The organism is Gillisia xinjiangensis (assembly GCF_046298265.1).
Taxonomy (GTDB): Bacteria; Bacteroidota; Bacteroidia; order Flavobacteriales; family Flavobacteriaceae; genus Gillisia; species Gillisia xinjiangensis.
Window position 1 is genome coordinate 259,093 of the sequence record NZ_JBKAHK010000005.1, and the last position, 26,617, is coordinate 285,709.

The window sequence follows — 26,617 nt, forward strand, 5'->3', positions numbered from 1 at the left end:
ATTAAAATAATAAAATAAATGAAAGATCAAAATATAGCAGTTACGGTAGATTCGGTCATTTTTAAGGAAGTTAAAAACGGATATGAATTATTATTGATTCGGCGGATAAACGAGCCTTTTAAAAACCAGTGGTCTCTTCCGGGAGGTTTTCTGGAATTGGACGAACCTTTAGAAACAGGAGCACTGCGTGAACTTAAGGAAGAAACTGGACTTAACATGGAAAAGCTTCAACAAGTTGGCGCTTTTGGGGCTTTGGGAAGAGATCCACGCGGAAGAACGATTTCAGTAGCTTTTGCCGGAAAAATAAATAATTCCAGGGAAGTAAAAGGGGGTGATGATGCCAAAGACGCCGAGTGGTTCTCCTTAGATGATCTTCCTGAATTGGCCTTTGATCATTCCGAAATTATTAAGGCAGCAACAAATTTATTATAATTAAAAAGTAATGTCCGGTAAAGAGTCAAGATCGTTCCGTCTTTGGCGCAACTGCAAGAATCAAGATTTGATTTTAATCCCTCATTGATGGTTTGATTACCAGAGGCTTGTCTCGAATTTTCAAAAGTATTTTTGAATTCATACCTCGTGGGCTTGCCCGAGGTTTTTGATATAACTGATAAACATTTAGGTATGATTTCTATTTTTTCAGAACACTTTAGTTATTGGTATTATTGATAAATTCAGAAAGTAAGGGTGCTCTATTAAAAATTTCCCTGGAATGCCCAATGAGTGGTTTCAGTTTTCACAAAATTTTTTACCGGACAACATTGGATAATTAAATTCCAAACCCTGGTATTCATTGGATGTTTTAATCCACAAGATATCAAAGCCAATCATTCCCCATTCTTTTTCTTTTCTTGCTGTTTTTCCCTTGCAACTTTTATTTGTTCATTTGCCTGTTCGATTTGATCCTGTGTTGCCGGATCAGGTCTTTGTTTTTCGGCTCTTTCAGGTTCCAGACTTAAGATGATTTCTACAGGAAAATGATCGGAGCCTATATCGTTTCCTAAACTAAATTTTTTAACTCTAAACTCTTCGGTGACAAAAAAATGATCCAATGGCCAGCGCATTAAAAAACTGGTAGCATCAAAGGAATTATAAAATCCGCGACCTACCCGCGTGTCGAGTAATCCGCCAACATTCGAAAATAAAGAGGTAGTTCCGCTCCAGGCAACATCATTAAAATCTCCTGCTACAATTACCGGTAATTCAGAATCCATTGCCATTTTTGCAATTAGCATCATTTCTGCATCCCTATCTGAAGAAGAGGGATTGTGCTGTGGCATAGGCGGTGTAGGGTGTATTGCGTGAAATTTCACCAAATCTCCCGATCTCAATCTTAGCACAGTATGTATGGATGGGATACTATCGTCTACGAGATATCTTATTTGTGGATCCAGCATTTCCAGTTTGGAATACAATAACATTCCATAGGTATTATCAAGTGGGACTTCTACTTTATATGGATAATCAGACACTGCTTGTGAGAGGTTGTCCCTCCATTTTAGGTCTGTTTCGGTAAATAATAAAATATCCGGATTCTTTTGTTCAATTTCCTTAATCAGTAGGTTTGGATCTGTATTTTTTTGAAGGACATTGGCAGCATAAAAATGTATTAAATTATTTTCAGATTGGCCTGAAGAGGCTTCCCCGACTAAATAATTTTTATGTGGTAAATAAGGGTAGATCCCTACCAGCTGATAAATAAAACAGGTTAAAAGAACTCCTATGAAAATGTAATCCTTTTTACTTTTTATATCGAATCTTATAAAATAGGCAGCAAGCGCGGCGAGTGTAAGCAAGGTTAACTGAATATGGAAATAATCATAAATACGTATCCACCAGAAATCGGCCGCAAATAACGGAACCAGGGTGGCAACTACCGCAATAATACCAAATATTTGTAAAAAGGTTTTAAGTTTCATAAAGCTTCAAATAAAATTCAAACAGCAAGTTTTTGGTTAAAATTTAAAACCACAAACATACTTTTAATTTTTGAAAATCTATTTCTTTAAAAATCTTTGTGAGGCTGATTTAGTTTTCCTGAAATTCTGAAGCCAGATAATTTCTAAGATCATCACCAGATGGAGCTTCAAATAATTGAAGATTAAAATAGGGCACGGCAGAAATTATATGATCAAAAATATCGGCGCTTATATACTCAAAATTTTCCCATCGCTTATCCCTGCTAAAGCATAAGATTTCAAGAGGAATTCCCTGCGGGGTAGGCGCCTGGTGGCGAACAATAATATACATTTCCTTGTGCACGGCAGAATGTTCGTGTAAATAACTATCTATATATTTTCTGAAAACCCCTAAATTTGTTTGATTCCTTCCATTTATAGGCAGGGTTTTATCAACGTTGTTATTTTTATTATAACCATCAATCTCCTTTTGGCGGTGGTTGAGATAAGGGGCAATTAAACTTATTTTTTTTAATCCTTCCAATTCATCTGTATTCAGGAATTTAACTGAATTTTGTTTGATGAATATAGCACGTTTAATCCTTCTTCCCGGAGATTCCTGCATACCTCTCCAGTTTTGAAATGAATCTGAAATAAGGCTGTAGGTAGGAATGTTGGTGTACGTATTATCAAAGTTTTGAACCTTTACGGTAGCAAGATTAATTTCGGTTACTGTACCATCTGCTCCAAATTTGCTGAAGGTTATCCAGTCTCCAATTCTCACAATGTCATTTACTGAAACCTGAATGGAAGCCACAAAACCTAAAATGGTATCCTTAAAAATCAACAATAAAATAGCCGAAGCAGCACCCAAAGATATTGCGAAGCTAATAACCGATTTCCCTGTCATTTCAGAAAAAATAAACATCAAGCCAATCACCCAAATAATAATCATAAGTACCTGGATATAGCTGTCAATTGGCTTATCGTGAAATTCTTCCCGGGTTTTCAGGTAATTTTTTGTTGTGCGTAATAAACTTCTAAAAATCCAAACTATGAGAATAATAACATAGATATTAAGGACAAAGAGAACTACTTTCAAAGAGTATAGATGATCCACAAGGATATATGGAGCGGTATAATAAACAAGTACTATTGGAACAATTTGCGCTATATACCTCGGAAAATTACTTTTGATCAAAAAATCATCAAATGTGGTCTTTGTCCTGTTGGTAAAGGCTTTAAAACTTTCAATTACAAACCTCCTAAGTACATAGTTGATTAGGTAAATAAGCAGGACCAATAAAGCGATATTGATGAACAGGTTAAGATAACTTGCCATTACCGGGTCCATACCAATCTGGAGGAAATAATTCTCCAATAAACAACTGATATCCTTGAAATCCATAAATTCTTTCATGCTATAAATATTTCTTTTCTATGTAAAATGGCCCAAAAGGGATCACAGAGCATACAATGGCTACTAAAAGTGTTTGTGGTCTCCAGTTTAAAGGAGAATACATGAAAACAGCTCCTGCAATGTATGCAAGAAAAAGAACTCCGTGAGCCATTCCAACTATTTGGACCATCTGTGGTAAATCAAAAAAATATTTTAAAGGCATGGCCAAAAATAAAAGCACAAGAAATGAGATCCCTTCCAGGATACTTATCCATCTAAATGTGCTAATTTTTGTCTTTAAACTCATAGTATACAATTTTGTGCAAAGGTAAATTTTATACCGCGTGTTTTAAGTGAAATTCCAAATTTAAAATTAAAAGTTGTTTTGTGAAATAATGTTAAAAGATAGTATTCTGGTGCCAATAGAGAAAAAAAATGTTCCCGGGTTTGGCATTTTTCCTAATTTGCACGTAAATAGAAAATAAATTCATGAAATCAAAAATATTAGTAACCGGAGGACTTGGTTTTATTGGCTCTCATACTGTGGTAGCTTTACAGGAACAAGGCTATGAAGTAGTGATAATCGATAATTTATCAAATTCCTCACTGGATGTACTTGCCGGAATTACGAAAATAACTCAAATAACCCCCGAATTCGAGAATATGGATCTTAGGGATAAAGATGCTGTAGCCGGTTTTTTTGAGAAATATCCGGATATAAATGGGGTGATCCATTTTGCAGCTTCAAAAGCAGTTGGGGAAAGTGTAGAAAATCCTTTGCTTTATTATGAAAATAATTTGTCCAGTTTAATTTATATTCTGCAACATTTAAGTCAAAAGGAACAGGCAAGCTTTATATTCAGTTCGTCCTGTACAGTATATGGCCAGGCAGATACTTTACCAATAAAGGAAAATGCACCAATTAAAAAAGCGATGTCGCCTTACGGAAACACCAAACAAATAGGAGAGGAAATTATTGAAGATACCTGTAAGGTTCATCCTGCGTTCAAAGCGATCTCCTTAAGATATTTCAATCCCATTGGTGCGCATCCTTCAGCAGAAATAGGGGAATTACCAATAGGAACTCCTCAAAATCTTGTTCCCTTTATCACCCAAACGGCTATTGGCAAAAGGGAACAACTTTCGGTTTTTGGTGATGATTACCCAACCAAGGACGGAACCTGTATTCGGGATTATATTCACGTGATGGATCTTGCAAAGGCTCATGTGGTTGCCTTAAAACGATTGCTCGATAATTCTTCTGAAAAAAATTATGATGTTTTTAATTTAGGGACCGGAAACGGAAATACAGTACTTGAAGTAATAGAATCTTTTCAGAAATCTACTGGTAAGAAACTAGCCTACAAAATCGCCGACAGGAGGGAAGGAGATGTTATAGCCGCCTATGCCGATACGAATAAAGCAAATTCAGTTCTTAACTGGAAAGCAGTGCATAGCCTGGATGAAGCCCTAAAAAGTGCATGGAAATGGGAGGAAAAGGTAATGAAAATTGAAAAGAAGCATTAGAACCAGCTTCTGGTAAATAAAATATTATAAAATAATAAGAAGGCCTGAAATTAATTCCAGGCCTCTTATATTTTATTTTGTGCCATTAACTATAAACGCATGAATCATTCCCGGAATCCAGCCTAAAAGGGTTAGTAAAATGCTAATCAAAAAAGTTCCTCCCAATCCGTGTTTTAAAAAAACAGCAAGAGGAGGTAATAAAATGTTTAAAATGATTGTTAGTACAGACATAAATATTTTTTTGGTGAGCACAAATGTAGCCAACAACAAGAGGAGCAGGAAAGTTAGGCGCCTTGTTTGGCTAATTTTTAACTTCATTTTATAATTTCAGGGAACCAATCTTAAAAAAGTATCTTTGCGTCTTTAAAATAAAAAAAATGGGATTTACAGAATTAGGAGTTTCAATAGAAATTGAAAAGGGATTAAATGAAATGGGGATTTATACTCCTACTAAAATCCAAACGGAGGCCATACCTGTTTTGTCCACTCAAAATTTTGATTTTATAGGACAAGCACAAACCGGTACCGGGAAAACTGCCGCCTTTGGTTTACCGTTGCTTAGCAAAGTTGATACAAATAAAGATTATATCCAGGCTCTTATTCTTGCTCCTACAAGGGAACTTGGACAACAAATTGCCAAACAACTTTTTAAATTCACCAAGTATACGGAGCAGGTTTTTACGGAAGCTGTTTATGGTGGAGAAAAAATAGACATCCAAATCTCCAGGTTAAATCGTCCAACGCATATAGTCGTGGCAACCCCGGGAAGACTTATAGATCTTTTAAATAAAAAAGCGATCGATGTTTCAAAAATAAGTACCCTTGTGCTGGATGAAGCCGATGAAATGTTGAGTATGGGTTTTAAGGAGGAACTCACAACCATCCTTAAGCATACAAAAGGAGACCGCAATATCTGGTTGTTTTCGGCTACCATGCCTTCCGGGTTAAATGAGATCATCAATAATTTCGTCGCCAAAAATGCCATCAGGGTTTCAGTTGATAAATCTGAAACTGTAAATTCCGGAATCGAACATCACTATGTTACCGGGGACGATAACAATAAACTGGATACTCTTTCATTATTCCTAAAATCCCAGGGTAAAAACCGCGGTATAATCTTTACCAAAACCAAGGCTGCTGCAAAACTGCTGTCAAAACAACTGGAGGCTAAGAATTATGAAGTTGGACTTCTGGAAGGTGACATGCACCAAAAAGACAGGGATAAGGTGATGAGAGCATTCAGGAAAGAGACGCTCCGGCTTTTGGTTTCTACCGATGTTGCAGCACGTGGAATTGATGTGGATAATCTTGCTTTTGTGGTGCATTACCAGTTGCCGGATCAAACCGAATACTATACACACCGAAGCGGAAGGACTGCCAGAGCCGGTAAAACAGGTATTTCCCTTGTTTTAATAAATAGCAAAGAAGTTCGAAAAATCTATGAACTTGAGAAAGAACTGGGAATTAAATTTGTGAAGGTCCGTTAAATAAATTGTTGAAAGTTCCGTACCGGGCAATCGAAAAATTCAATTTATTGGGTGATTTCGGTCATCCATAAGTTTATTCTCAAACTAAGAAATAAGCTGACCGAAAAACAGGTTTAGGTGAAACCTATTGCTTTTAGCAATTGTGCTCATTTTTGTACTTTTATTATACGATCGCTTACGAACATTTATTCTGACTTCGCTTTTATTGGCAACAATAATTGTGATCTAATAATAGATCTGTTAAATTATTAATAATCTTTTGTTTGTGCAGTATGGGAAGAGTAATTTCGTCCTAGCTAATCAATTAAAACTATCATTATGGTACGACTTATTGTTATTTTCTTAATCATCGCCTTAGTGGCTGCCATCTTCGGATTTGGTGGGATTGCTGAAGGTTTTGCAGATATTGCAAAAATTATATTTTACATCTTTATAATCTTACTTGTAATCTCATTAATAAGCCGACTTTTCAGACGTTAAAATAAATTATCTTATAAAAAATCCAATCATGGTATTAATATTGCCTGATTGGATTTTTTAATACCAACCCTAAACCTTAAAATATGAGAAAATTGTTATTTATTCTTGCCACAGTAGTACTAACGGTATCCTGTGGTCCCACTAAAGTTGCTACTGAAGCCCGAAAAACCTTTAAAGGGGATTGGGTATTGAATGATGTCACCTACCCCAATAATACAGGGATATATAATGTAACCCTGTTTAATGATGCATCAACAGCTTGTTTCAGGGGAAGTACCTGGAGTTTTGTTTCAAACAATAACACCGGAACCTATACTGCCCAGGGAGTAGATTGTACTGCCGGTGAGCGTTATTTTAGATGGTCTATAGACGAAGAAAACACACCTTCTGGAATGTTTGATTTTCTATTAAAACCAACAGATAACAGATATAAATCCACCACTGGAGATCAGGGATTCAGATTGAATTTGGTAGCATTAACCGAGACTTCCATGGTTTGGCAACAAACAGTTAATTTAGAAGGAAAGCCTTTTGTTATTAGAATGAACTTTACTAAACTTTAAAATTAAACAATTATGAAAATAGGAATGAATAAATATGTAGCCTTATTATTTGCTGCTACCATGTTAATTAGTTGTGATGCGACAAGGAATGCCAGCAATAAGCAAAAAGGTACCGTAATTGGTGCAGGTAGTGGTGCTGTTATAGGCGGAGTAATAGGCAATAATACCGGAGACGGAAATACCGCGCTTGGTGCTATTATTGGAGGTGTTGTTGGTGGTGCAGCAGGTGCATATATCGGCAACAGGATGGATAAACAAGCTCAAAAAATTGAACAGGAAATCCCTGGAGCTGAAGTAGAGCGCGTTGGTGAAGGAATCAATGTTACATTTGATGAAAGCAGTGGAATTTATTTTGATACAGAAAAGTTTAATATAAATTCCGCATCTCAGGAAACGCTTAACAAACTGGCTGGAATCTTCAAGGAGTATCCGGATACCAATATTTTGGTAGAAGGACATACAGATAGTTCAGGAAGCGATTCTTATAACCTGACTTTATCCAAGAACCGAGCACAGGCAGTAACAAACTACCTGGTAACCAACGGTGTTCCCAAGAATAGGTTTGACACTAAGTGGTACGGAGAATCTCAGCCAAAGTATGATAATAATACCGCTGAAGGAAGAGCTAAAAACCGTAGGGTAGAATTAGCTATTGTTGCTAATGAAGACCTAAAGAAAGAAGCGGAAGAAGCTGCCAAGGAAAATTAAAATATGCTCCTTAAACATATATTAAATCCCGGAAATTTCCGGGATTTTTTTATTCTTTTAATTACCTTCCACTGGTGAAAAAAGCCGATATAGGAATCGTGGGTGGAGGAATAGCCGGTCTTACCGCTGCCATACATTTGGCTTCCTGCGGTTTAAAGGTTTTGCTGTTTGAAAAAGAGAAGTACCCGCACCACAAAGTATGTGGGGAGTATCTTTCCCGGGAAATCCTTCCTTATCTGAAGTCCCTAAATATCTCTTTAGAAAGTCTACAACCTAAAATAATCGATCAACTTCTATACAGCACCCCTTCAGGAAAAACCATAAAAACAGATCTTAAATCAGGAGGTTTTGGTATTAGCCGATATGCCCTGGATAATTATTTGTATGAAAAGGCTAAGGAACAAAATGTTGATATAATTCATCAAACGGTTACTAATACCACCTTCGAAAATGAATTTTTTGAGATTAGGACTTTTGAAAACCAGGCCTTTCCGACCAAAATAGTGCTTGGAGCCTTTGGGAAACGCTCCGGCCTTGATAAAAAATTAAACAGACAATTTATTGAAAAAAAATCAGGCTGGCTTGCGGTAAAGGCCCATTATAAACTTGATGATTATCCCAACAACAGGGTTTCACTTCATAATTTTAAGGGAGGTTATTGCGGTCTTTCCAAAACCGAAACAGATTCCGTAAATGTATGCTATCTTGCATCTTATGAGAGTTTTAAAAATTATAAAAGCATTGATTCCTATAAAGAAGAAGTACTCTGCAGAAATCCCCAGCTAAAAACATTTTTTCATGAAGCAGTCCCATTATTTGAAACGGACCTCAGCATAGCTCAGATTTCTTTTGAGAAAAAATCCTTGGTAGAAGATCATATACTTATGTTGGGAGATGCTGCCGGTTTGATACACCCACTTTGCGGAAATGGGATGGCTATGGCTTTTCACAGCGCAAAACTGGCCTCAGAAAGCATTTTAAAGTATTATAATCCAAACGCTTTCAGCAGAACCGATATTGAAAAAGAGTATATTAAAAAATGGGATCAACAATTTAAATCCCGAATGAAAATAGGGAGCGCACTTCAAAAAATTCTCCTGAAGCCTTTTTTAGCCGAGGCTTCACAGAATATAATAAAAATAATTCCTTCATTACTGCCCTTTATTATAGCTAAAACTCACGGAAAACCTGTTATATGAGTAAAATAAGCACTCTAAAAAGAACCGATGAAAGCGAAATCATGGATGATTTCGAGTTGAAGGGAACCGATTTGGAAAAAACCCTATCTGATCTTGATAACATCAATAAATGGCTTGGCGGAAACAAAATTACACTTCAGGGCATTAAAATATTGCTCAGGGATCAGCCTAAGTCTGAACCTGTGCATATTGCAGATATTGGTTGCGGGAATGGATCAATTCTTAGGGAGATAGCGAAATGGGGAAGGAAAGAGAACTATACACTGGAGCTCACGGGGATAGACGCAAATCCATATACCATTGAAATTGCAGAAAAACTATCTTATTATTATCCGGAAATTAAATATTATTCCATCGATATTTTTCAGGATGAATTTGAAAAGATGAACTTCGATATTTTGCTTTGCACTTTAACCTTGCATCATTTTAGAGATTCAGAAATTGAGGAGCTTATCAAATTATTCATCAGGCAGTCTAAATTTGGGATTGTGATAAATGACCTGCAGCGAAGTGAAATTGCCTACAGGCTTTTTCAGGCCTTTTGTGCCGTTTTTATTAGAAATGAAATTGCACGAAAAGATGGTCTCACCTCTATTTTACGTGGATTTAAAAAAAGTGATCTACAGGTTTTTTCAAATAAGATTTTGGTTAAAAAACAAAAAATAAGCTGGAAATGGGCGTTCCGCTATCAATGGATAATTCAGAAATAAAAAAATATGAGTGTTACTATCGTACATGTGGAAAAAGAACTACCTCAATATTTCCGGGAAACCAAAGATATTTTACCGCTGGTAGAAAATTGGCTTGGTGATAAAGATGAGCGCTTCCGAAGAAAAATTTTAAAGATCTTTGAAGGTGCTGCGGTAGATAAACGTTATTCTATTATGTCTCCTGAAGAGGTTTTTGTTTCAACTTCCTTTGAGGAAAAAAATAATATTTATGTTCGTGAGATTAAAAAACTGGGAACAACTGTACTTGAAAATTCCTTAAAAAAAGCCAGCTGGGAACCAAAATCCCTGGATTATATCATCACGGTAAGTTGCACCGGTATAATGATCCCTTCTCTGGATGCGTATTTGATCAATGAACTTGAATTAAAACAAACTATCACAAGACTTCCCGTAACCGAAATGGGGTGTGCTGCCGGGATTTCGGGGATGATTTATGCTTTTAATTTTTTGAAAGCAAATCCGGGTAAAAGAGCAGCTGTAGTGGCGGTAGAAAGCCCTACGGCCACTTTTCAACTGGATGATTTCAGTATGGCAAATATGGTGAGTGCAGCGATTTTTGGAGACGGCGCTGCCTGTGTTCTTCTTTCTTCTGAAGAAAATATTGAAGGCCCCAAAATAATTGCAGAAGAGATGTATCACTTTTTTGATGCCACACATTTAATGGGCTTTCACCTGTCTAATAATGGATTACAAATGATCCTGGATGAAACAGTTCCTGAAACGATCGCTGAACATTTCCCAGCGATCATTCACCCTTTTCTTGAACAGAACAATACCAATATTGAAGAAGTGCAGCATTTGATATTTCATCCTGGCGGTAAAAAAATTGTTCAAACCGTTTCTGATCTTTTTGGTATCTTAGGAAAGAATATCGACGATACGCGCGAAGTTCTCAGGCTTTATGGAAATATGAGCAGCGTAACCGTTCTTTATGTATTGGAAAGATTTTTAAACAAGGAACTCCCCAAAGGCGAGCAGGGTTTAATGTTAAGTTTCGGTCCGGGGTTTTCTGCTCAAAGAATTTTATTAAAATGGTAACAGAATTTAAAGACAGTAATTATTGGGCCCTTATTTTAGGCGGCAGTAGCGGACTTGGTCTTGCAACTGCCCGCAAACTGGCAAAGCATGGGATGAATATCATCATAATCCACCGCGACCGAAAATCGGAATTATCCGATATAGAGGAAGCCTTTGAGGATATCAGGAACAGCGATGTCCGCCTGGAAAGTTTTAATGTAGATGCTATTCAAAAGGAAAAAAGGGAAAGCCTTATTGAAGAGATCAAGAAAGTTCTTGGAGAACATGGAAAAATCAGAACTTTGGTTCACAGTATTGCAAAAGGAAATTTAAAACCTATGAACGGGGAAGATCCGGTTCTTGAAAACATTGATTTTCAGTTAACCCTGGATGCGATGGCACTGAGTTTATACGATTGGACGCAGGCTGTTTTTAAAGCCCAACTTTTCGCAAAAGATGCGCGTGTAATTTCCTTTACCAGCGAAGGAAGTCAGAAAGCGTGGCCCAATTATGGCGCTGTGTCCGTAGCAAAAGCTGCACTGGAATCCATTACCAGAAGTATGGCTCTGGAATTCGCTCCTTTTGGAATTCGCGCGAATTGCATTCAGGCAGGAGTTACTGTTACCAGGTCTTTTCAAATGATCCCTGGAAGCGATACCCTGCGCGAACATGCTTTAAAACATAATCCATTTAAACGACTTACGATTCCAAAGGATATTGCCAATGTGGTCTATTTGCTTTCAAAAGATGAAGCAAGCTGGATTACCGGGACTATAATCCCTGTAAACGGTGGGGAACATCTGAAATAAAACCTAAAATTCTATCTGTTTGACTTCAGTCGATATTATTTCAAAATTACCTTATGCTCCTCCGTTTTTGTTTGTAGATGAAATCCTGCAAATCAATGATCGGGGGGTTACGGGCCTTTATAAATTCCCCGAAGATTCTTTTTTCTATTCCGGACATTTTAAGGATAATCCCATAACCCCGGGAGTAATTCTTACAGAATGTATGGCACAAATTGGGGTGGTTAGTTTGGGTGTATTTCTTATCTCTTCGGAAAATAATGAGAATGTAGAAAGCAAGCGGAAAATAGGATTGAGTTCCACTGAAATAGATTTCTATAAACCTGTTTTTCCCGGGGAATGTGTAAAAGTGGTTTCTACAAAAGAATATTTCCGATTCAATAAATTGAAATGTAAGGTTGAGATGTTTGATATGGAAGAAAATCTTATTTGCAGGGGAAAAATTGCGGGTATGATTTCCGGGGAGATCGCTAAAAATAATGCGGAATGAAAAATCGGGTCGTAATTACCGGGATGGGTGTTGTTGCCCCAAACGCTGTTGGTTTGGAGGAATTTGAAACAGCCATTCGAACCGGGAAAAGCGGGATAGAATTCTATCAGGAATTAGCCGATCTTAATTTTTCCTGCCAGATAGGCGGGAAGCCGGATATTTCTTCAGAAAAATTAAAAAATTATTTTACCGATCTTCAATTGCGCGGACTAAAAAGCAGCGGAATTATTTACGGTGTAATTGCAGGGACAGATGCCTGGGCAGACGCGGGCTTTGTTAAAACGGGTGAGGAAACACCAGATTGGGACAGCGGAATTATATTTGGTACAGGAATTCTTGGCGTGGATAAATTTAGGGAGGCCATTCATTTAATAGATGCCGGAAATACACGAAGACTGGGAAGTACCAGCGTACTTCAAACTATGGCAAGCGGAATAAGTGCATATTTAGGTGGGATTTTAGGTTGCGGAAATCAGGTTACCACCAATTCCTCTGCCTGCACTACGGGAACGGAAGCTCTTTTAATGGGATTTGAACGCATACAGGCCGGGAAAGCAAAAAGGATGTTGGTAGGAAGTTGCAGCGATCATGGCCCTTATGTTTGGGGAGGTTTTGATGCGATGCGAATATTACCTGGGAATTATAATGAGAACCCTCAGGAAGCTCCGGGACCTATGAATGCCTCGGTGGCAGGATTTATCCCGGGAAGTGGTGCAGGAGCGCTCCTGCTGGAGGAATATTCCTCGGCTAAGGCGCGTGGCGCCAAAATCTACGCAGAAGTACTGGGAGGGGAAGTGAACAGCGGTGGACAGCGCGGTGGTGGCAGTATGACCGCAGCAAATAGCCAGGCAGTACAGCGTTGTATTAAAGGCGCCCTGAAAAATTCCGGTATTTCAGCAAATGAGATCGATGCAATCAATGGTCATTTAACAGGAACTTCCGGGGATCCTGTTGAAATAGAGAACTGGATGCTGGGTCTGAATCGAAAAAAAGAAAATTTTCCATATATTAATTCCCTTAAAGGGATGACAGGACATTGTTTAAGTGCTTCGGGAAGTATTGAATGTGTAGCATCTGTGCTGCAGTTGTATAAAAATTTTATCTTCGGTAATGTTAACTGTGAAAAACTTCATCCTGAAATAAGTAACCGAATAGCTTCAGAAAAAGTTCCACCTAAAACAATGGAAGTTCCTCTGAATATTATCGCCAAAGCTAGTTTTGGTTTTGGGGATGTTAACGGGGTTGTGATTTTTAGAAAAATGACCGAATAAGACAATAACTAAAACCAATTATCTAAATATATAAAATGCCGGAAAAAGATATACTTGACAAATTAAAAGCAATTGTAACGCCCTATGTTCAGAATAAAGTGGGGCTGGAACATTTTAATGAAAAAACCGATTTTTTAAATGATCTGAAAATAAATTCCGCAAACCTTGTGGATGTGGTGCTGGATGTGGAAGATGAATTTAATATTGAGATAGATACAGAATCTATGAACGGCATGTTAACAGCAGGCGATGCGAAAAATATAATTCTGAAGAAAATCGGTTAAAAATGATCGGGAATGATATCATAGATCTCAAGATTAGTTTAGGCAAAAACAACTGGAAACGGAAGGGGTTTCTGAACAAGCTTTTTTCTGAAGAAGAACAGGATTGGATTTTAAATTCGAAGGCTCCGGAACTTAATATCTGGTTGCTATGGTCTATGAAAGAATCTGCTTACAAAGCACATCAGCGAAGGTTTGAACTACCCAGAAGTTACAATCCAAAAGCTTTTAGGTGCGAGATCACCGAAGATAAAATAGCTTCTGTTTCCGGGAAAGTGAGTATTGATAAGAACTCATACCTTACAAAAGCTTCAATTTCCAAAGAGTATATCTATTGTATTGCAACCTTGAGCAATGCTACTCTTTTTCAAAAAATTTATTTTAAACCTACAGATCTTAAATTGCAACTTATTAATGCGGTTTCTAAACAACAAAATCTTCCGAAGGAAAAAATTTCAATAAAAAAAACATCTCAATTTATTCCTTTTCTAATTTTCGAAAATCAAAAATTATTTTGTAATTTTTCAATGACACATCATGGGGATTTTTCGGCATTTATTATGGAGTTAAGGAACTAATAAATTCCAGTTAAACAATACTAATACAGCTTGCCGAAATAAGTTCCGTTTGTAAATTGATCCAACAAATTAAAACCTATTAGCAATATGAAGACAGTAGATAAAATGGAAATTTTAAACAGCCAATCCGCTGAGTTTATTCAAAAAAGTGAAACAGGAAAGTTTCTAAAACTTATTCCGGATACCTTTATTATTAAAGGAGAAGAGGCCGAAAAAGGATTCAATCAGGGTTATGCCATTCGTCATTTAAACCTGAAAGATATTATTTTGATTGATGTGGTGGAGGAGGCTACGCGGGAAGCAGTCAAAAAACTGGTAAAAGAGGGGTATAACATAAATGCTATCCTGCTCTCAAATTCCGATGTATATAAAAGAGCGTATGCAGATTTAAAAACAATTTCCGAAGATGCCGGAGATGCTCAAATATTTATACATCCACGAACTACACTTAAAGATAATTTTAAAACTAAAGACATAACAAAAAAAGATGAAATCCTAAAACCTTTTAAATTAAAGATCCAAGATCTTCCCGGAAATGGGGGGGGATCTGTTTTGATTTTTTGCGAATTTAATGAAGGAATGTTATTCACCGGTGACGATGCAGAGGGATCTCCTTATAACAGTGATTTAAATACCTTCACACGTCCGGCCATGCAGAGTAAGAATGACGAATTTGGGTTGGCAGAAAGTTGGGGAGCATATCCTGAGGAATTTACTTATTTATTCCCATTGAAAGGAAAACCGGCTTTTAATATTGAAGATGGCCAGCGTTTGGATATTCTTAATAAATTAAGTCGTATTCAGTAATATAAAACTGGAATTTTTTCCTTTTACATAGCTCGTGAACTTGGTGCGAGGTAATTAATTCTGAATTATTTGATTAAAAAGGGGGCTATTTCTAAAGGTTTTTCACGTCATTCCCATTTTAATAGTATGCTTTTCTTTTATGAAGCACTATTGATTTTCGATTAACGCAGAAAAATTTATTTTTCAAATAGCCTTCTATTTATTTTTCAGTTTAAATTATTCTTCCATAGTTTCTTCCAATGATAATTCGGCCCCGTTATTATTTTGCTCTCCCTTTTTATCGTGAATGATATTTCGAATGCTTTGGTAGATCATGGTTATTTCAGCTATAAATCCACCTGCTAAAATAGATGCTACTGTAAGTATGGTATAATAGATCTTAAAATATTCTGAATAGGAGAATATTTTTGTTTCGGTAAATGGAATGTTAAGTAATAAGAGAACAGTTATAGAACTTATTATCAATAGGGTAGCAAGTCGTGCAATATTTAAAAGCTCGTTATAATATTTAAGTCTTAAATGATTGATTTTTAAAACTTTTATACTTAAAAGGTGAAGCAACATTACCAAAATGTAGATCGAGCCTAAAATGATTATATAGCAGAGAGTGCTTATTCCAGAGGAGGAAGTAGCAAGCAATTCCCAGGCCTGAAATCCAGAGATTTCTCCAAAGGTATAGGTGGCAAAACCCATAGCCAATGCAAAGATTATCCCTCCTAATACGGGTCTCCTAAAACTAAAATGTTTCATAATCCTGATTTCAGAAAAAATTAATGAATTCAACTATTTTATCTGAAATTACGAATTTTTCGATTTTTATATATCCAACTTACTGTTAAAAACTGATGTAAATTAATGCAAACCAGTTGTTTAAACGCTGGTTTTTAATCAGGCACTCCGGAGCAAACAAGTATCGGGGATTTCGATGAAATCCCGTCCGAACGGGATAGGCACAGATTAGGGGAGATAGAGGCATTGCGGGATTAAATGAATTTTTCTACTATATATAATTGGTCAGTAAAAAACTTTAAACGCTGTGAATTCCTATCCTATTGATAAAGTGCTTTAGGAAGCAGTGGTATTTATATCCATTTTATTATTTGAAATAATTCAAAAAAAAAGCCCTTCAGAATTCTTTCTGAAGGGCTTTAAACTAAATATTTTTCATAAGATTTAATAGGTCTTCATTTGCCCTTTTTTCTTTGCGAGTTGTTTTTCAAGATCACGAATTGTTTCGGCACCTGCTGCTTCAAAAGATTCTTCATTCGACTCAGCAAAGATTAGAGGGCCGGGAACACTCAGCTTTATGTTACAAATAAAACCTTTGGGGTCCTGTCCTTCCTGTTTCTTAAAATAAACCTGTGCTTTAACTATCCAATCATATTTATTTTCCAGTTTATCTAATTTTTCTGATATAAACTGCTCTAAACGTTCACTTCTTTCGATTTGAACAAATTGAAATAATGCTTCCATAACTTTTATATTTATTTAACGGCAATAAAACTTATTTTCCTTCAATCTACAAATAATTAAGGCATCTTATGGAAAATTTATGATAGGAATCACTTAACATTTTTTTCCATGATTGAATTTCTTAAGAAAAAATAATGGGGGTTCTACATTTAATTTCCTGTTTCATTTTTTTCTATTAATTTTTAATTTTTTCATTATTTAATTCATTGTTTCCGGTAAACTTTATTGTTAAAGCTGAAACCACGACTCCTGTAGGTATTCGAAGGAGATTTTTAAAAACAGACCTTGCTTTTATATTTTTTTTTTAAATTGTACTAATCATTAAAGTTTTTTAGAAAAAATCAGGGTTTTAACTAATGGTTATCAGTTAATTAAAATCAAGTTTTTTTTCTTGGTTCTTGCAGTTAGGCCGAAGGCGGAACGATCTTGACTCTTAAAAGGACAGGACTGTATTTATTTAACGTTTTATAAATAATATATCCTTTAAAGATTAATAAAGTTTATTTTTGTTTTTTAATTATTAGTATGATAACTCAATCCAGTGATCACTATCTATTTCAATTCTTCGATAATTATGTTATCGTGGAGGCTAAAGAAGACGTCGAAGTGGACAATAAAATTGTGGAACGAAATTTAAAAATTATTTTCAATCATTTTGATGGTAAGGATTTTATTTTGATAAGCCACAGGAAAAACAGGTATACCGTTAAATCAGGAGCATATAACAGCAGACTCATGAAAAAGGTTCGGGCATTGGCAATTGTATCTGAAGACGGACTTATGAGAGAAAAAGCCATTGTAGAACAAACGCATTTTGATCAATCTTTTGCCTTTTTCGATAACCTGGAAGATGCAATTGGGTGGGCGGAGAGTTTTTTTCCTAACAGAGGTTAACTGTCTTTCCTGAAAAATGTTTAAATAGTTTTAGACGTTAATCCGTTCGCGGCTCAATTATAATTTGAATCTCGCTGACCTATTAATTCCTGCGTGAGTCCAAACCTGATGCCTGCTACATCGTATCTATACGGTTTTAAAATAAAAAAGCTAAGGCATAATAAGAAACCAACTTTTTAATTTTTATCTTTTTTGCCGAACAAACGTTTAAAAAATCCTTTTTTCTTTTTGCTTTCATCCTTTTCTACCCGTTCCTTTTTATCGGGATTTGAGAATAAACGTTTGAAGAATCCATCTCGGGTTTTTGATTCACAATCCATCAATTCAAGAACTTCTGCAGAGGGAGCCTTAAATTTCGCAGAAGTTATCTCATCAAAAGTGTTGTCTGAATTTAATTTCTGCATAAAATGCGCAAAAACGGGTAGTGCCGAATTAGCTCCCTGGCCAATAGCGGTATTTTTGAAACCTATCCTGTGATCATCAAAGCCTACCCAGGTTACTGTTACCAACTTTGGAAGGATTCCAACAAACCAGCCATCCTTATTGGATTGTGTGGTTCCGGTTTTTCCTGCGATATCATTTTTTAATCCGTAAGTGCTTCGAAGTCTTTGAGCAGTTCCTTCATTTACGGTGGCTTGCATGATGTCGATCATGATCTCCCTGGTCGTTTCTGAATAGGCCCGGGTTTTTGCCACTTCGGGTTTAAATTCGGCTAAAAGGTTTCCTTCCCCGTCTTTAATTCTATTAATATAGTACGGATTGCTTGATTTCCCTTGATTTACATAGCTAGTATAGGCCTTTGCGAGCTCGTTCACACTTAATTCTGCTGTTCCTAAGGCTATTGATGGAACTTTAGGCAGCGTGGATTCTATTCCCATTTTTTTGGCCTGATTGATCACATTTGAAATCCCTGTTTCTAAAAGTACCTTTACAGCAATGGTATTAATAGATTGGCTAAGTGCGGTTTTTAAATTGTAATTCATAAAAGGGTCATCCCCATAAGATCCTGAGTTGGACGGGGTCCATCCATCCTCATAGGTCACCTCATCCACAGAGAAATAGGAGCAGGGTTCTATCCCACTTTCCAGTGCTGCGGTGTATACGATAGGCTTAAATGTAGAACCAACCTGACGTTTGCTTTGTGATACATGGTCATATTTAAAATACTCATAATTTACACCTCCAACCCAGGCTTTTACCGCCCCGGTTGAAGGTTCCACGGCAAGAAATCCAGCATTCAGAAATTTTAAATAATGTTTAATACTGTCCAGCGTACTCGCCTTGCTAACTTCTTCCTTTTTATAATTAAACAGTTCCATTTCCCGGTGTTCCTCATCCAGTTTTATAAGGATTTCCGCATCCGATAAACCTTCCTTATTGAGTTTTTTATAAACTGCAGTGCGTTTTACCGCATCTAAGATGATCTCCTTGTCTTTCTCCCACGGGGCATTTTTCCCATAAGATTTTTCATGGGTTTGTTGCAATTCATTTAAATGATCCTGTACAGCCTCTTCAGCATATTCCTGCATTTCAAAATCCAGTGAAGTATGTATGATCAAACCATCACGGTAAATATTAAAGCTTTCCCCATCCTTGTTTTTTAAAGTATCCAGAATCGAAGTGACATCTTTGCGAAGTTGTTCCCTAAAATAGGGTGCAAGACCCTGGTCATGACTGTAAAAATGATAATCCAGCACCAAATCCCTTTGCTTGGCCCGCTCCATCTCTTCCCCGGTTAAATATCCGTACTTTTCCATTTGAACCAGGACTACATCCCTTCGCAACCTGCTTCTTTCGGGGAATATTCTGGGATTAAAATAATGAGATGCTTTTAACATCCCAACCAAAACAGCAGCTTCTTCCAGGGAAAGCTCACGAGTATGTTTATCAAAAAATTTCATGGAAGCACTCTCTATTCCGAAGGTGTTATCGCTAAACGGAACAGTATTAAGGTATAGAAGGAGTATCTCGTTTTTATTGTAGATGTCCTCCAGTCGTTGGGCGATGATGGATTCCTGTAATTTATTTACAACTATCCCAAAATATCCGTAATTCTTTCTGCCATATAAATTTTTGGCGAGTTGTAACGTAAGGGTACTGCCGCCACCTGAAGATTTATCCTGAAGTAAAATGGATTTAAAGAAAACCCTGAACAAACTTCTGCCATCTATACCGCTATGTTCAAAAAAGCGCGCATCTTCCGTTGCTACTAAAGCATTTATAAGATGTTCAGGAAGTTGATCATAGTTTATTGGCTGCCTGTCAAAAATGTAATATTTTCCAATAAGGTTCCCGTTGGAAGCTAGAATTTGCGTTGCTTCATTCTGTTTTAGCTCACTCAGTTCTTTTGAAGAAGGTATTGTACCAAAAAGCCCAAAATAAATACTTCCATAAAACAGGAAAATTAATGCAAGTAAACCCCCAAAAACACCAATGACCCACTTTAATTTAGGAGATTTTTTTATTCGTTCTATCATAATTGGTAATAATGCCTGCAAATAAACGAATACTGGTAAAATTATAGTATCCGGTTTGGTTAATTTTAAGATTTATTCCTCGATTGGAAAATCTGTGAAATTCTATTTCTGTAAGGCTTCCAAAAAAGAATAGCCGTAAACTCTCTAAGTTTACGGCTATTCGATTAAAATTCTATCCATAATTTATATGTTATCGGGGGTTAATTTTCATATTGGCTTTGAAATATATTTTTAATAATTGCCTTCATCAAATTAATTGAGAATTATTGTCATTAGTATACTATCCTGATTTTCTTGCCAGGTTCCTCTTCGTGTCTGCTTAATATTTTTAAAATATTTCCTTTCGATTAAGCTTCCTTTGTGCGAAATTTTGAATGCTTTAGGTGTCATGTTCTAAAAATTTATGATTAAAATTCGTAACGTCTGCTGTTGTGCCAGTTTGCCCTGCTGCTTTGTTTAGTGTTTAGGAAATTTCTTTTGATTACTGATTTTCCTTCTTTTCCGATTATTCTTTCTAAGATTGCCATGATTTAAATTTTTAAGGTTAGATCCCTCATTGAGGTTTTAATTTCCCGAGGTTTACATCGAGTTATTGGATTTAAAAATCGTAACGTCTCCTGTTGAACCAGGTTCCACGTTTACTTTGATTGGTGTTCAGGAAATTTCTTCTAACAGTTGATTTTCCTTCTTTTCCGATTGTGCTTTCTAAAGTTGCCATGATTTATTGTTTTAATGTTATACTTAATAGACTTCATAAAAAGGGTTTTGTTACAGTACTATGTATAAAATAGTAGTATTTAACAGATTATTAACGATTCTGGCATAAATTACTAGTAATCAAACAGTTGAATTAAATCATTCTTTCATCGTGTTAATTATTTATTAATCATAAAGCATTAAATCTGAAAATTGCAGTTATTCTTGGTTCTAGATGTGATATTTGTTTAAAATTTAAAAGTAGATGCATAAGGCAGCTTTATTAATAGTATTTGGAGTTGTATCCCTGGTTGGTTTAGTTTATTTAAGTTTTGATGGATTTTCTCCGGAGACTTCACGCCAGGGAGCTCAGCTTGTTGAAATTATTAACCAATGGGATTTACCCGATACTTTGAAAGAGGTTTCCGGGATCGCATATATGCCAAATGGTAAAATGGCTTGTGTTCAGGATGAAGATGGATTTATTTTTATTTATAACCTTGAAAACGCATCCCTGGAACGAAAAATAGAATTCGCTGAACCTGGAGATTATGAGGGGATAGCTTTGGTAGGTACTACAGCCTATGTTTTAAAAAGTGACGGGACCCTGTTTGAAGTAATCAATTTTGAAAATGATCGTTTGAAAACCGTTGAATATTCTTTTGATTTTTCAGAAAATTATAACTTTGAAGGTTTAGCGTATGACCAAAGAAAAAACCGGCTTCTTTTAGGAATTAAAGATGAAACAGATGATGATTTTAAATCTATTTATGCCTTTGATCTGGAAACCAAAAAAATAATCGATGAACCGGTTTATAAAATTTATTTCAAACATCCTGTTTTTGAAAAACTGGATATGAAACCATCCAATAAAATGCTTCAACTTTCAGAGATCACTATCCATCCTGATAATGGTAAAATTTTCATTCTGGAAGCAGAAAATCCAAAGCTACTGATCCTGGATTCGTCAGGGATTCCTGAAAATTTATATGTTTTCAAAAAGAAACAATTCCACCAGGCCGAAGGTCTTACATTTGGTCCTTCCGGGGAATTATTTATTTCCAATGAGGGAAGTGGAGGCTGTGGAAATATTCTTTCTATCTCCATAAATTAGAAACTTAAGTGGATAAACGCAATAAATCTTCTTCCGTAAAAAAAAGTAAAGCCCCATTAATTATTTCTGTAATAATAATTGCAGGTTTAATTCTGGCATATTTCTTCATACCGGAAGCTCAAGGTTTTTTAAACGAAGCATGGAACGCTTTAAGCAGCAACGATGAAGAACGGATAAAAACATGGGTAGACCAGTTTGGATGGATGGGACCGTTGGTAATCATTCTGGCGATGGCCATTCAAATGTTTTTATTGGTCCTGCCATCTTTGGGCCTAATGGTAGTATCAATTCTGGCTTATGGTCCGGTATGGGGAAGTTTGCTTGTCCTTGTGTCCATTTTTACGGCTTCTTCAGTGGGATATGCAATTGGGCGATCTTTGGGATCGGTGATGGTCAAGAAACTTATAGGAGATAAAACTGAGAAAAAGATTGGTGATTTCCTTGAAGACTATGGTTTTTGGGCGGTAATTATTACGAGATTAAATCCAATATTATCCAATGATGCCATTAGTTTTGTTGCCGGGGTTTTGAAGATGAGTTATTGGCGGTTTATTGGGGCTACCATGGCAGGAATAAGCCCGCTCATCCTTTTTATCGCTGTATTGGGAGAAAGTACCGATGGCCTTAAAATAGGATTAATATGGGGATCTGTAATAAGTTTGATACTGTTTATTGGTTATGTATGGTGGGACAAAAAAAGGGAGAAATAAAAAACAGGCCTCCAGGACCTGTTTCATGATAATAAATAGAAACGATTAAGATTTCTGTAAGTCCTTTGCAACGGCTTGAACTTCATCCATAACCCTGAGCAGATTTCCGCCCCAAAGTTTTTCTATATCTTCTTCAGAATACCCCCTTTTCACTAGTTCCACGGTAACGTTCAAGGTTTCGGAAGCATCATTCCAACCTTCAATTCCGCCGCCGCCATCAAAATCGGAGCTTATTCCAACGTGTTCGATTCCAATAAGTTCTACCATATAATCTATATGATCTATAAAATCTTCAACATTCACGGGGGAAATCTCCTTTTTTAATTCCTCAAGTTTGGGTTCAGCCGTAAGGCTTACTTTTTTTAGATCCTCATAATAGGCGGTACGCTCTTCGTGGTTCAAATTACGAATGCTGTCTCTGTCCAGCACAGTAATTCCCATTTTAGCACCTTCAGCCTTGTATAACTCTCTTTGGACATCATTAAAAGCATTGTGCTTTTCTGTATGTACATAGGCGCTGAAAGCAACCGTTTGTACCACACCGCCATGTTCCTTAAACAGAAGTAAAAGTTCATCATCCAGATTCCTGCTGTGATTACATAATGCACGCGCAGAGGAATGTGAAGCGATTAACGGAGCTTTGGAAAGTTCAAACATTTGCTTGATAGCCTTTTTGGAAGGATGGGATACATCTATCATCATTCCTACCCGGTTCATTTCTTTTACCGCTTCTTTCCCTAAATCACTTAACCCATTGTGCAGCCATATATCGTCTGTTTCTCCTGTGTTGGAGTCGCTTAACTGACTATGCCCATTATGGGAAAGGGACATATAACGGGCACCAAGATTATAGAATTTTTCAATTTTGCTTAAATCTTCACCTACAGGATATGCATTTTCTACACCTATCATTCCTACAAGTTTTCCTGCATTTACCAGGTTTCTAACCTCATCAGAAGTTGTTGCCAATGCTATTTTATCTGGTGCGATATCATTTACAAGTTTATGGATGGCGTCAAATTTTGACATAGCATTTTCGTATGCTGCCTTATAACCTTCAGGGGTAAGCTCATCCTGTCCCGTATAAACTATAAACCAGGCAACATCAAGGCCTCCGGCTTCCATTTTAGGCAAATTCACCTGGGTATCCAAATCCATGGTGTAATTTTGCGAATCGGTGAAATTGTTTATATTGATATCGGCGTGGGTATCAATGGTTATTGCTTTTTCGTGAATTGTTTTTGCTTTGGACAGCAGTTCAGCATCCTGCTGAGTTTGGGAAAAAACTACATTTCCGGCCAAAAGTGTTATCAGGCTAAGAACTTTTATTTGCATGGGGTTATTTTGAAATTAATAATGAATTCAAAAAGCTAAAGATAATTAATCCTAACTAATCGCTTGTTTGTTCCCAATCATTTTTCTGAAGTGAGGATGACATCATTATAATACCATTTTTTAAAGTGGTTTTTTTATTTGGTACAAAAAGAAGCTTAAATTTGCTTTAAACAGAACCCCTTTTGATGAGTTTCTATATAAATGTTATCCTTCCCCTTCCTTTAGAAAAACAGTTTACCTACGAAGTGAGTCCGCAGGAAGCAGATTTCTTGAAAGCGGGAATGCGGGTTGCCGTTCCTTTTGGAAAAACAAAGATTTATACGGGAATTGTTGCAAGTGTTCATGAAAATGCCCCCGAAAGGTATGAAGCCAAGCCTATAGAGCAAATTCTGGATGAATCTCCCGTTGTAACCGCGCATCAGTTAAAATTTTGGAACTGGCTGTCCGGTTATTATATGTGTGCCGAAGGAGAGGTTTTAAAAGCTGCACTTCCCAGTGGCTTTTTGTTGGAAAGTGAGACGCTGGTTCAGCTTTCACCGGATCAGGAAATTGATGAATCTGTTTTAACCGATGAAGAATACCTTATATATGAAGCTCTTCAGAAACAATCTTCTTTAAAAATCCAGGAAATCATGCAATTGCTGGATAAGAAAACGGTATTACCGGTAATAAATAAGCTGGTTTCAAAAAACCTGGTGGTGGTAAATCAGGAACTATTTGAACAATACAAACCTAAATTAATTCGATATGTGAAACTGGATCAAAAGTTTGATTCAGAAGAGGAAATGCAGCGGCTTTTAGATGATCTTAGCAATGCTCCCAAACAAAGAGATATTATTTTAACCTGGTTCCAGCTTCAGTCAAAAAGCAAAAAACCATTGGAATTAAAAGTGCTTTCCAAAGTAAGCGGGGCTTCTTCTGCCACAATTAAAGCTCTTATAGACAAAAAGATTTTTTCAGAATATTTTCTGAAAACGGACAGGGTGAAATTTGATATTGAGGAATCAAATAAGTTGTTAACCTTGAATGAATGGCAGGAAGCGGCATTTAAAGAGGTCGATATAAATTTAGATAGTGGAGAAGTTTGTTTGCTTCACGGAGTAACTTCTTCCGGAAAAACGGAAATTTATATAAAATTAATAGAAGCTGTTATTGCCAAAGGTGAGCAGGTTTTATATTTACTTCCGGAGATAGCACTTACTTCTCAGTTGGTTCAAAGGCTTCAGACATATTTTGGAGAACAGGTGCTGGTATATCACAGTAAATATTCTGTAAATGAACGCATGGAGATCTATAATCACGTACTTCAGTCCAATGAAAAGGCTAAAGTAATTTTGGGGGCACGATCTTCTATATTTCTACCTTTTCAGAATTTAGGGTTAATCGTTGTAGATGAAGAACATGAGTCTACTTTCAAGCAGTACGATCCGGCCCCTCGTTATAATGCCAGGGATGCAGCGGTGGTTCTGGCAAATTTTCAACAGGCTAAAATCTTATTGGGATCGGCAACGCCTTCGCTGGAATCCTACTATAATTCAACGCATAATAAATATACTAAGGTATCGCTTGACCGGAGATTTGGAGATGTTCTGATGCCTGAAATTGAGATCGTGGATATCAAGGAAAAATACCGGAAAAAGCAAATGACCGGGCACTTTTCAGATAGATTACTGGAGGAAATAAAAATAACCCTGAAGGAAGGGGAACAGGTAATTCTTTTTCAGAACAGAAGGGGATTTTCTCCAATCCTGGAATGTACTACCTGTGGTCATTCCCCCCAATGTCCCAATTGTGATGTGAGTTTAACTTTTCACAACAACAGTAAACAATTACGTTGTCATTATTGCGGATATCATATTGCGATGCAAAAAAAATGTATGGCCTGTGACAGTCCGGATCTTACCACAAAAGGATTTGGGACAGAACAGATTGAAACCGAATTAAAGGCGCTGCTGCCGGAGGCCAAAATTGGCAGAATGGATCTGGATACCACACGGGGGAAGCACGGGCACCAAAAAATAATCACCGCTTTTGAGCAGGAAACTATCGATATTCTGGTTGGAACGCAAATGCTTACCAAGGGGCTGGATTTTCGAAATGTAAGATTGGTGGGGATTTTAAATGCTGATAATCTTCTTAATTTTCCCGATTTCAGGGCGCATGAACGAAGTTTTCAATTAATGCTTCAGGTTGCGGGAAGAGCCGGTCGAACCCTGAAAAGGGGAAAAGTGCTGATACAAACCTACAATCCATATCACAAAATAGTACAACAGGTTTCTGTAAATGATTATGAAGGAATGTACAAGGAACAGCTGGAGGAACGCTATAATTATAAATATCCTCCTTATTATAAACTGATTAAACTGACCTTAAAATCCAGGGATTATTCTAAAACAAATGATGCTGCCGATTGGGTTGCGCGTGCTTTGCAAAATGTTTTTAGAGAAAATGTTTTAGGGCCAGAATTCCCACCGGTAGCACGAATAAGAAATGAGTATTATAAAAATATACTTATTAAGATCCCACCACAGCAATCCCTAAGGAAAACAAAAGGATATATAAATAAGATACTAACCAGTTTCAGGTCAATAGGAGGGTGGAGAAGTGTAAGGCTAATAATAAATGTAGATCCTTATTAAAAAAAGGGGGGTTGATTGTTGGAAAATATCAGGAAAA

27 protein-coding genes are annotated in these 26,617 nt (G+C 36.7%); 19 read left to right on the forward strand and 8 right to left on the reverse strand.

Going from position 1 to position 26,617, the window contains the following annotated elements:
- Nucleotides 1-18 precede the first annotated feature (18 nt).
- A complete protein-coding gene (locus ACKGJN_RS10690) occupies nucleotides 19-432 on the forward strand; it encodes an NUDIX domain-containing protein (RefSeq protein ID WP_409539486.1) in 414 nt (137 codons plus the stop codon).
- Between the two features lie 395 nt (nucleotides 433-827).
- Here the strand turns inward: ACKGJN_RS10690 and ACKGJN_RS10695 are convergent, their stop codons facing one another.
- The 3 genes from ACKGJN_RS10695 to ACKGJN_RS10705 all read right to left on the reverse strand — a co-directional run bounded on the left by ACKGJN_RS10695 (nucleotide 828) and on the right by ACKGJN_RS10705 (nucleotide 3,604).
- Nucleotides 828-1,919 (reverse strand): endonuclease/exonuclease/phosphatase family protein, encoded by a 1,092-nt coding sequence (locus ACKGJN_RS10695; RefSeq protein ID WP_409539487.1) that lies wholly within the window; start codon nucleotides 1,917-1,919, stop codon nucleotides 828-830.
- A gap of 109 nt (nucleotides 1,920-2,028) precedes the next feature.
- Nucleotides 2,029-3,318, reverse strand: a complete 1,290-nt coding sequence (locus tag ACKGJN_RS10700) for a mechanosensitive ion channel family protein (RefSeq protein WP_409539488.1) — start codon at nucleotides 3,316-3,318, stop codon at nucleotides 2,029-2,031.
- A gap of 1 nt (nucleotide 3,319) precedes the next feature.
- Complete coding sequence (locus ACKGJN_RS10705; protein ID WP_409539489.1) at nucleotides 3,320-3,604, reverse strand: DUF3817 domain-containing protein; 285 nt, start codon at nucleotides 3,602-3,604, stop codon at nucleotides 3,320-3,322.
- Between the two features lie 182 nt (nucleotides 3,605-3,786).
- Here ACKGJN_RS10705 and galE point away from each other — a divergent pair, with 182 nt between their 5' ends.
- Complete coding sequence (gene galE, locus ACKGJN_RS10710) at nucleotides 3,787-4,824, forward strand: UDP-glucose 4-epimerase GalE (protein ID WP_409539490.1); 1,038 nt, start codon at nucleotides 3,787-3,789, stop codon at nucleotides 4,822-4,824.
- Between the two features lie 72 nt (nucleotides 4,825-4,896).
- On the opposite strand, the gene ACKGJN_RS10715 is transcribed toward galE, so the two are convergent.
- Nucleotides 4,897-5,055, reverse strand: coding sequence for a YqaE/Pmp3 family membrane protein (locus ACKGJN_RS10715; RefSeq protein WP_409539491.1), 159 nt, complete (start codon nucleotides 5,053-5,055; stop codon nucleotides 4,897-4,899).
- Between the two features lie 146 nt (nucleotides 5,056-5,201).
- Here ACKGJN_RS10715 and ACKGJN_RS10720 point away from each other — a divergent pair, with 146 nt between their 5' ends.
- The 13 genes from ACKGJN_RS10720 to ACKGJN_RS10780 all read left to right on the forward strand — a co-directional run bounded on the left by ACKGJN_RS10720 (nucleotide 5,202) and on the right by ACKGJN_RS10780 (nucleotide 15,242).
- Complete coding sequence (locus ACKGJN_RS10720) at nucleotides 5,202-6,311, forward strand: DEAD/DEAH box helicase (protein WP_409539492.1); 1,110 nt, start codon at nucleotides 5,202-5,204, stop codon at nucleotides 6,309-6,311.
- 318 nt (nucleotides 6,312-6,629) lie between these two features.
- On the forward strand, nucleotides 6,630-6,791 hold the full coding sequence (locus ACKGJN_RS10725; protein WP_006987117.1) for a DUF1328 domain-containing protein: 162 nt from the start codon (nucleotides 6,630-6,632) through the stop codon (nucleotides 6,789-6,791).
- An 83-nt stretch (nucleotides 6,792-6,874) separates the two neighbouring features.
- On the forward strand, nucleotides 6,875-7,354 hold the full coding sequence (locus ACKGJN_RS10730; RefSeq protein ID WP_409539493.1) for a lipocalin family protein: 480 nt from the start codon (nucleotides 6,875-6,877) through the stop codon (nucleotides 7,352-7,354).
- Nucleotides 7,355-7,366: 12 nt separating this feature from the next.
- Nucleotides 7,367-8,062 carry an OmpA family protein gene (locus ACKGJN_RS10735; protein WP_409539494.1) on the forward strand — a complete coding sequence of 232 codons (696 nt, stop codon included), beginning with the start codon at nucleotides 7,367-7,369 and terminating at the stop codon, nucleotides 8,060-8,062.
- A 74-nt stretch (nucleotides 8,063-8,136) separates the two neighbouring features.
- Nucleotides 8,137-9,261: an NAD(P)/FAD-dependent oxidoreductase gene (locus tag ACKGJN_RS10740; RefSeq protein WP_409539495.1), complete on the forward strand. Its 1,125-nt coding sequence runs from the start codon at nucleotides 8,137-8,139 to the stop codon at nucleotides 9,259-9,261.
- Nucleotides 9,258-9,971 carry a methyltransferase domain-containing protein gene (locus tag ACKGJN_RS10745; protein WP_409539496.1) on the forward strand — a complete coding sequence of 238 codons (714 nt, stop codon included), beginning with the start codon at nucleotides 9,258-9,260 and terminating at the stop codon, nucleotides 9,969-9,971. The genes ACKGJN_RS10740 and ACKGJN_RS10745 overlap by 4 nt, the downstream gene beginning before the upstream one ends.
- A gap of 6 nt (nucleotides 9,972-9,977) precedes the next feature.
- Nucleotides 9,978-11,030, forward strand: a complete 1,053-nt coding sequence (locus ACKGJN_RS10750) for a type III polyketide synthase (RefSeq protein WP_409539497.1) — start codon at nucleotides 9,978-9,980, stop codon at nucleotides 11,028-11,030.
- The gene (locus ACKGJN_RS10755; protein WP_409539498.1) at nucleotides 11,024-11,818 is read left to right on the forward strand and encodes an enoyl-ACP reductase FabI; all 795 of its coding nucleotides are present in this window, start codon (nucleotides 11,024-11,026) and stop codon (nucleotides 11,816-11,818) included. Before ACKGJN_RS10750 ends, ACKGJN_RS10755 begins: the two co-directional genes overlap by 7 nt.
- 19 nt (nucleotides 11,819-11,837) lie before the next feature.
- Entirely contained in the window at nucleotides 11,838-12,305 is a 468-nt protein-coding gene (locus ACKGJN_RS10760; RefSeq protein WP_409539499.1) for a 3-hydroxyacyl-ACP dehydratase FabZ family protein, read from the forward strand.
- Nucleotides 12,302-13,576, forward strand: a complete 1,275-nt coding sequence (locus tag ACKGJN_RS10765; protein ID WP_409539500.1) for a beta-ketoacyl-[acyl-carrier-protein] synthase family protein — start codon at nucleotides 12,302-12,304, stop codon at nucleotides 13,574-13,576. The genes ACKGJN_RS10760 and ACKGJN_RS10765 overlap by 4 nt, the downstream gene beginning before the upstream one ends.
- 35 nt (nucleotides 13,577-13,611) lie before the next feature.
- Entirely contained in the window at nucleotides 13,612-13,860 is a 249-nt protein-coding gene (locus ACKGJN_RS10770; protein WP_409539501.1) for an acyl carrier protein, read from the forward strand.
- A gap of 2 nt (nucleotides 13,861-13,862) precedes the next feature.
- Entirely contained in the window at nucleotides 13,863-14,435 is a 573-nt protein-coding gene (locus ACKGJN_RS10775) for a 4'-phosphopantetheinyl transferase family protein (protein ID WP_409539502.1), read from the forward strand.
- A gap of 87 nt (nucleotides 14,436-14,522) precedes the next feature.
- The gene (locus ACKGJN_RS10780; RefSeq protein WP_409539503.1) at nucleotides 14,523-15,242 is read left to right on the forward strand and encodes an MBL fold metallo-hydrolase; all 720 of its coding nucleotides are present in this window, start codon (nucleotides 14,523-14,525) and stop codon (nucleotides 15,240-15,242) included.
- Nucleotides 15,243-15,458: 216 nt separating this feature from the next.
- On the opposite strand, the gene ACKGJN_RS10785 is transcribed toward ACKGJN_RS10780, so the two are convergent.
- Both ACKGJN_RS10785 and hpf read right to left on the reverse strand, forming a co-directional pair.
- A complete protein-coding gene (locus ACKGJN_RS10785) occupies nucleotides 15,459-15,992 on the reverse strand; it encodes a hypothetical protein (protein WP_409539504.1) in 534 nt (177 codons plus the stop codon).
- 423 nt (nucleotides 15,993-16,415) lie between these two features.
- Nucleotides 16,416-16,715, reverse strand: a complete 300-nt coding sequence (gene hpf / locus ACKGJN_RS10790; protein WP_409539505.1) for a ribosome hibernation-promoting factor, HPF/YfiA family — start codon at nucleotides 16,713-16,715, stop codon at nucleotides 16,416-16,418.
- A 525-nt stretch (nucleotides 16,716-17,240) separates the two neighbouring features.
- Here hpf and ACKGJN_RS10795 point away from each other — a divergent pair.
- The gene (locus tag ACKGJN_RS10795; RefSeq protein ID WP_409539506.1) at nucleotides 17,241-17,609 is read left to right on the forward strand and encodes a hypothetical protein; all 369 of its coding nucleotides are present in this window, start codon (nucleotides 17,241-17,243) and stop codon (nucleotides 17,607-17,609) included.
- 176 nt (nucleotides 17,610-17,785) lie between these two features.
- Here the strand turns inward: ACKGJN_RS10795 and ACKGJN_RS10800 are convergent, their stop codons facing one another.
- Nucleotides 17,786-20,086 carry a penicillin-binding protein 1A gene (locus ACKGJN_RS10800; RefSeq protein ID WP_409539507.1) on the reverse strand — a complete coding sequence of 767 codons (2,301 nt, stop codon included), beginning with the start codon at nucleotides 20,084-20,086 and terminating at the stop codon, nucleotides 17,786-17,788.
- Nucleotides 20,087-21,047: 961 nt separating this feature from the next.
- Between ACKGJN_RS10800 and ACKGJN_RS10805 the strand changes: the two genes are divergently transcribed.
- Nucleotides 21,048-21,896 carry an SdiA-regulated domain-containing protein gene (locus tag ACKGJN_RS10805; RefSeq protein ID WP_409539508.1) on the forward strand — a complete coding sequence of 283 codons (849 nt, stop codon included), beginning with the start codon at nucleotides 21,048-21,050 and terminating at the stop codon, nucleotides 21,894-21,896.
- An 8-nt stretch (nucleotides 21,897-21,904) separates the two neighbouring features.
- The gene (locus ACKGJN_RS10810; RefSeq protein ID WP_409539509.1) at nucleotides 21,905-22,606 is read left to right on the forward strand and encodes a TVP38/TMEM64 family protein; all 702 of its coding nucleotides are present in this window, start codon (nucleotides 21,905-21,907) and stop codon (nucleotides 22,604-22,606) included.
- A 45-nt stretch (nucleotides 22,607-22,651) separates the two neighbouring features.
- Here ACKGJN_RS10810 and ACKGJN_RS10815 read toward each other — a convergent pair whose 3' ends face one another.
- Entirely contained in the window at nucleotides 22,652-23,941 is a 1,290-nt protein-coding gene (locus ACKGJN_RS10815) for a dipeptidase (RefSeq protein WP_409539510.1), read from the reverse strand.
- A 185-nt stretch (nucleotides 23,942-24,126) separates the two neighbouring features.
- Here ACKGJN_RS10815 and priA point away from each other — a divergent pair, with 185 nt between their 5' ends.
- Entirely contained in the window at nucleotides 24,127-26,580 is a 2,454-nt protein-coding gene (gene priA / locus ACKGJN_RS10820; RefSeq protein WP_409539511.1) for a replication restart helicase PriA, read from the forward strand.
- The last annotated feature ends 37 nt before the right edge of the window (nucleotides 26,581-26,617 follow it).

Coding starts and splice junctions, on each gene's coding strand:
- ACKGJN_RS10690 (WP_409539486.1), top strand. CDS start 19: ATGAAAGATCAAAATATAGCAGTTACGGTAGATTCGGTCATTTTTAAG.
- ACKGJN_RS10695 (WP_409539487.1), bottom strand. CDS start 1,919: ATGAAACTTAAAACCTTTTTACAAATATTTGGTATTATTGCGGTAGTT.
- ACKGJN_RS10700 (WP_409539488.1), bottom strand. CDS start 3,318: ATGAAAGAATTTATGGATTTCAAGGATATCAGTTGTTTATTGGAGAAT.
- ACKGJN_RS10705 (WP_409539489.1), bottom strand. CDS start 3,604: ATGAGTTTAAAGACAAAAATTAGCACATTTAGATGGATAAGTATCCTG.
- galE (WP_409539490.1), top strand. CDS start 3,787: ATGAAATCAAAAATATTAGTAACCGGAGGACTTGGTTTTATTGGCTCT.
- ACKGJN_RS10715 (WP_409539491.1), bottom strand. CDS start 5,055: ATGTCTGTACTAACAATCATTTTAAACATTTTATTACCTCCTCTTGCT.
- ACKGJN_RS10720 (WP_409539492.1), top strand. CDS start 5,202: ATGGGATTTACAGAATTAGGAGTTTCAATAGAAATTGAAAAGGGATTA.
- ACKGJN_RS10725 (WP_006987117.1), top strand. CDS start 6,630: ATGGTACGACTTATTGTTATTTTCTTAATCATCGCCTTAGTGGCTGCC.
- ACKGJN_RS10730 (WP_409539493.1), top strand. CDS start 6,875: ATGAGAAAATTGTTATTTATTCTTGCCACAGTAGTACTAACGGTATCC.
- ACKGJN_RS10735 (WP_409539494.1), top strand. CDS start 7,367: ATGAAAATAGGAATGAATAAATATGTAGCCTTATTATTTGCTGCTACC.
- ACKGJN_RS10745 (WP_409539496.1), top strand. CDS start 9,258: ATGAGTAAAATAAGCACTCTAAAAAGAACCGATGAAAGCGAAATCATG.
- ACKGJN_RS10750 (WP_409539497.1), top strand. CDS start 9,978: ATGAGTGTTACTATCGTACATGTGGAAAAAGAACTACCTCAATATTTC.
- ACKGJN_RS10755 (WP_409539498.1), top strand. CDS start 11,024: ATGGTAACAGAATTTAAAGACAGTAATTATTGGGCCCTTATTTTAGGC.
- ACKGJN_RS10765 (WP_409539500.1), top strand. CDS start 12,302: ATGAAAAATCGGGTCGTAATTACCGGGATGGGTGTTGTTGCCCCAAAC.
- ACKGJN_RS10770 (WP_409539501.1), top strand. CDS start 13,612: ATGCCGGAAAAAGATATACTTGACAAATTAAAAGCAATTGTAACGCCC.
- ACKGJN_RS10775 (WP_409539502.1), top strand. CDS start 13,863: ATGATCGGGAATGATATCATAGATCTCAAGATTAGTTTAGGCAAAAAC.
- ACKGJN_RS10780 (WP_409539503.1), top strand. CDS start 14,523: ATGAAGACAGTAGATAAAATGGAAATTTTAAACAGCCAATCCGCTGAG.
- ACKGJN_RS10785 (WP_409539504.1), bottom strand. CDS start 15,992: ATGAAACATTTTAGTTTTAGGAGACCCGTATTAGGAGGGATAATCTTT.
- hpf (WP_409539505.1), bottom strand. CDS start 16,715: ATGGAAGCATTATTTCAATTTGTTCAAATCGAAAGAAGTGAACGTTTA.
- ACKGJN_RS10795 (WP_409539506.1), top strand. CDS start 17,241: ATGATAACTCAATCCAGTGATCACTATCTATTTCAATTCTTCGATAAT.
- ACKGJN_RS10800 (WP_409539507.1), bottom strand. CDS start 20,086: ATGATAGAACGAATAAAAAAATCTCCTAAATTAAAGTGGGTCATTGGT.
- ACKGJN_RS10805 (WP_409539508.1), top strand. CDS start 21,048: ATGCATAAGGCAGCTTTATTAATAGTATTTGGAGTTGTATCCCTGGTT.
- ACKGJN_RS10815 (WP_409539510.1), bottom strand. CDS start 23,941: ATGCAAATAAAAGTTCTTAGCCTGATAACACTTTTGGCCGGAAATGTA.
- priA (WP_409539511.1), top strand. CDS start 24,127: ATGAGTTTCTATATAAATGTTATCCTTCCCCTTCCTTTAGAAAAACAG.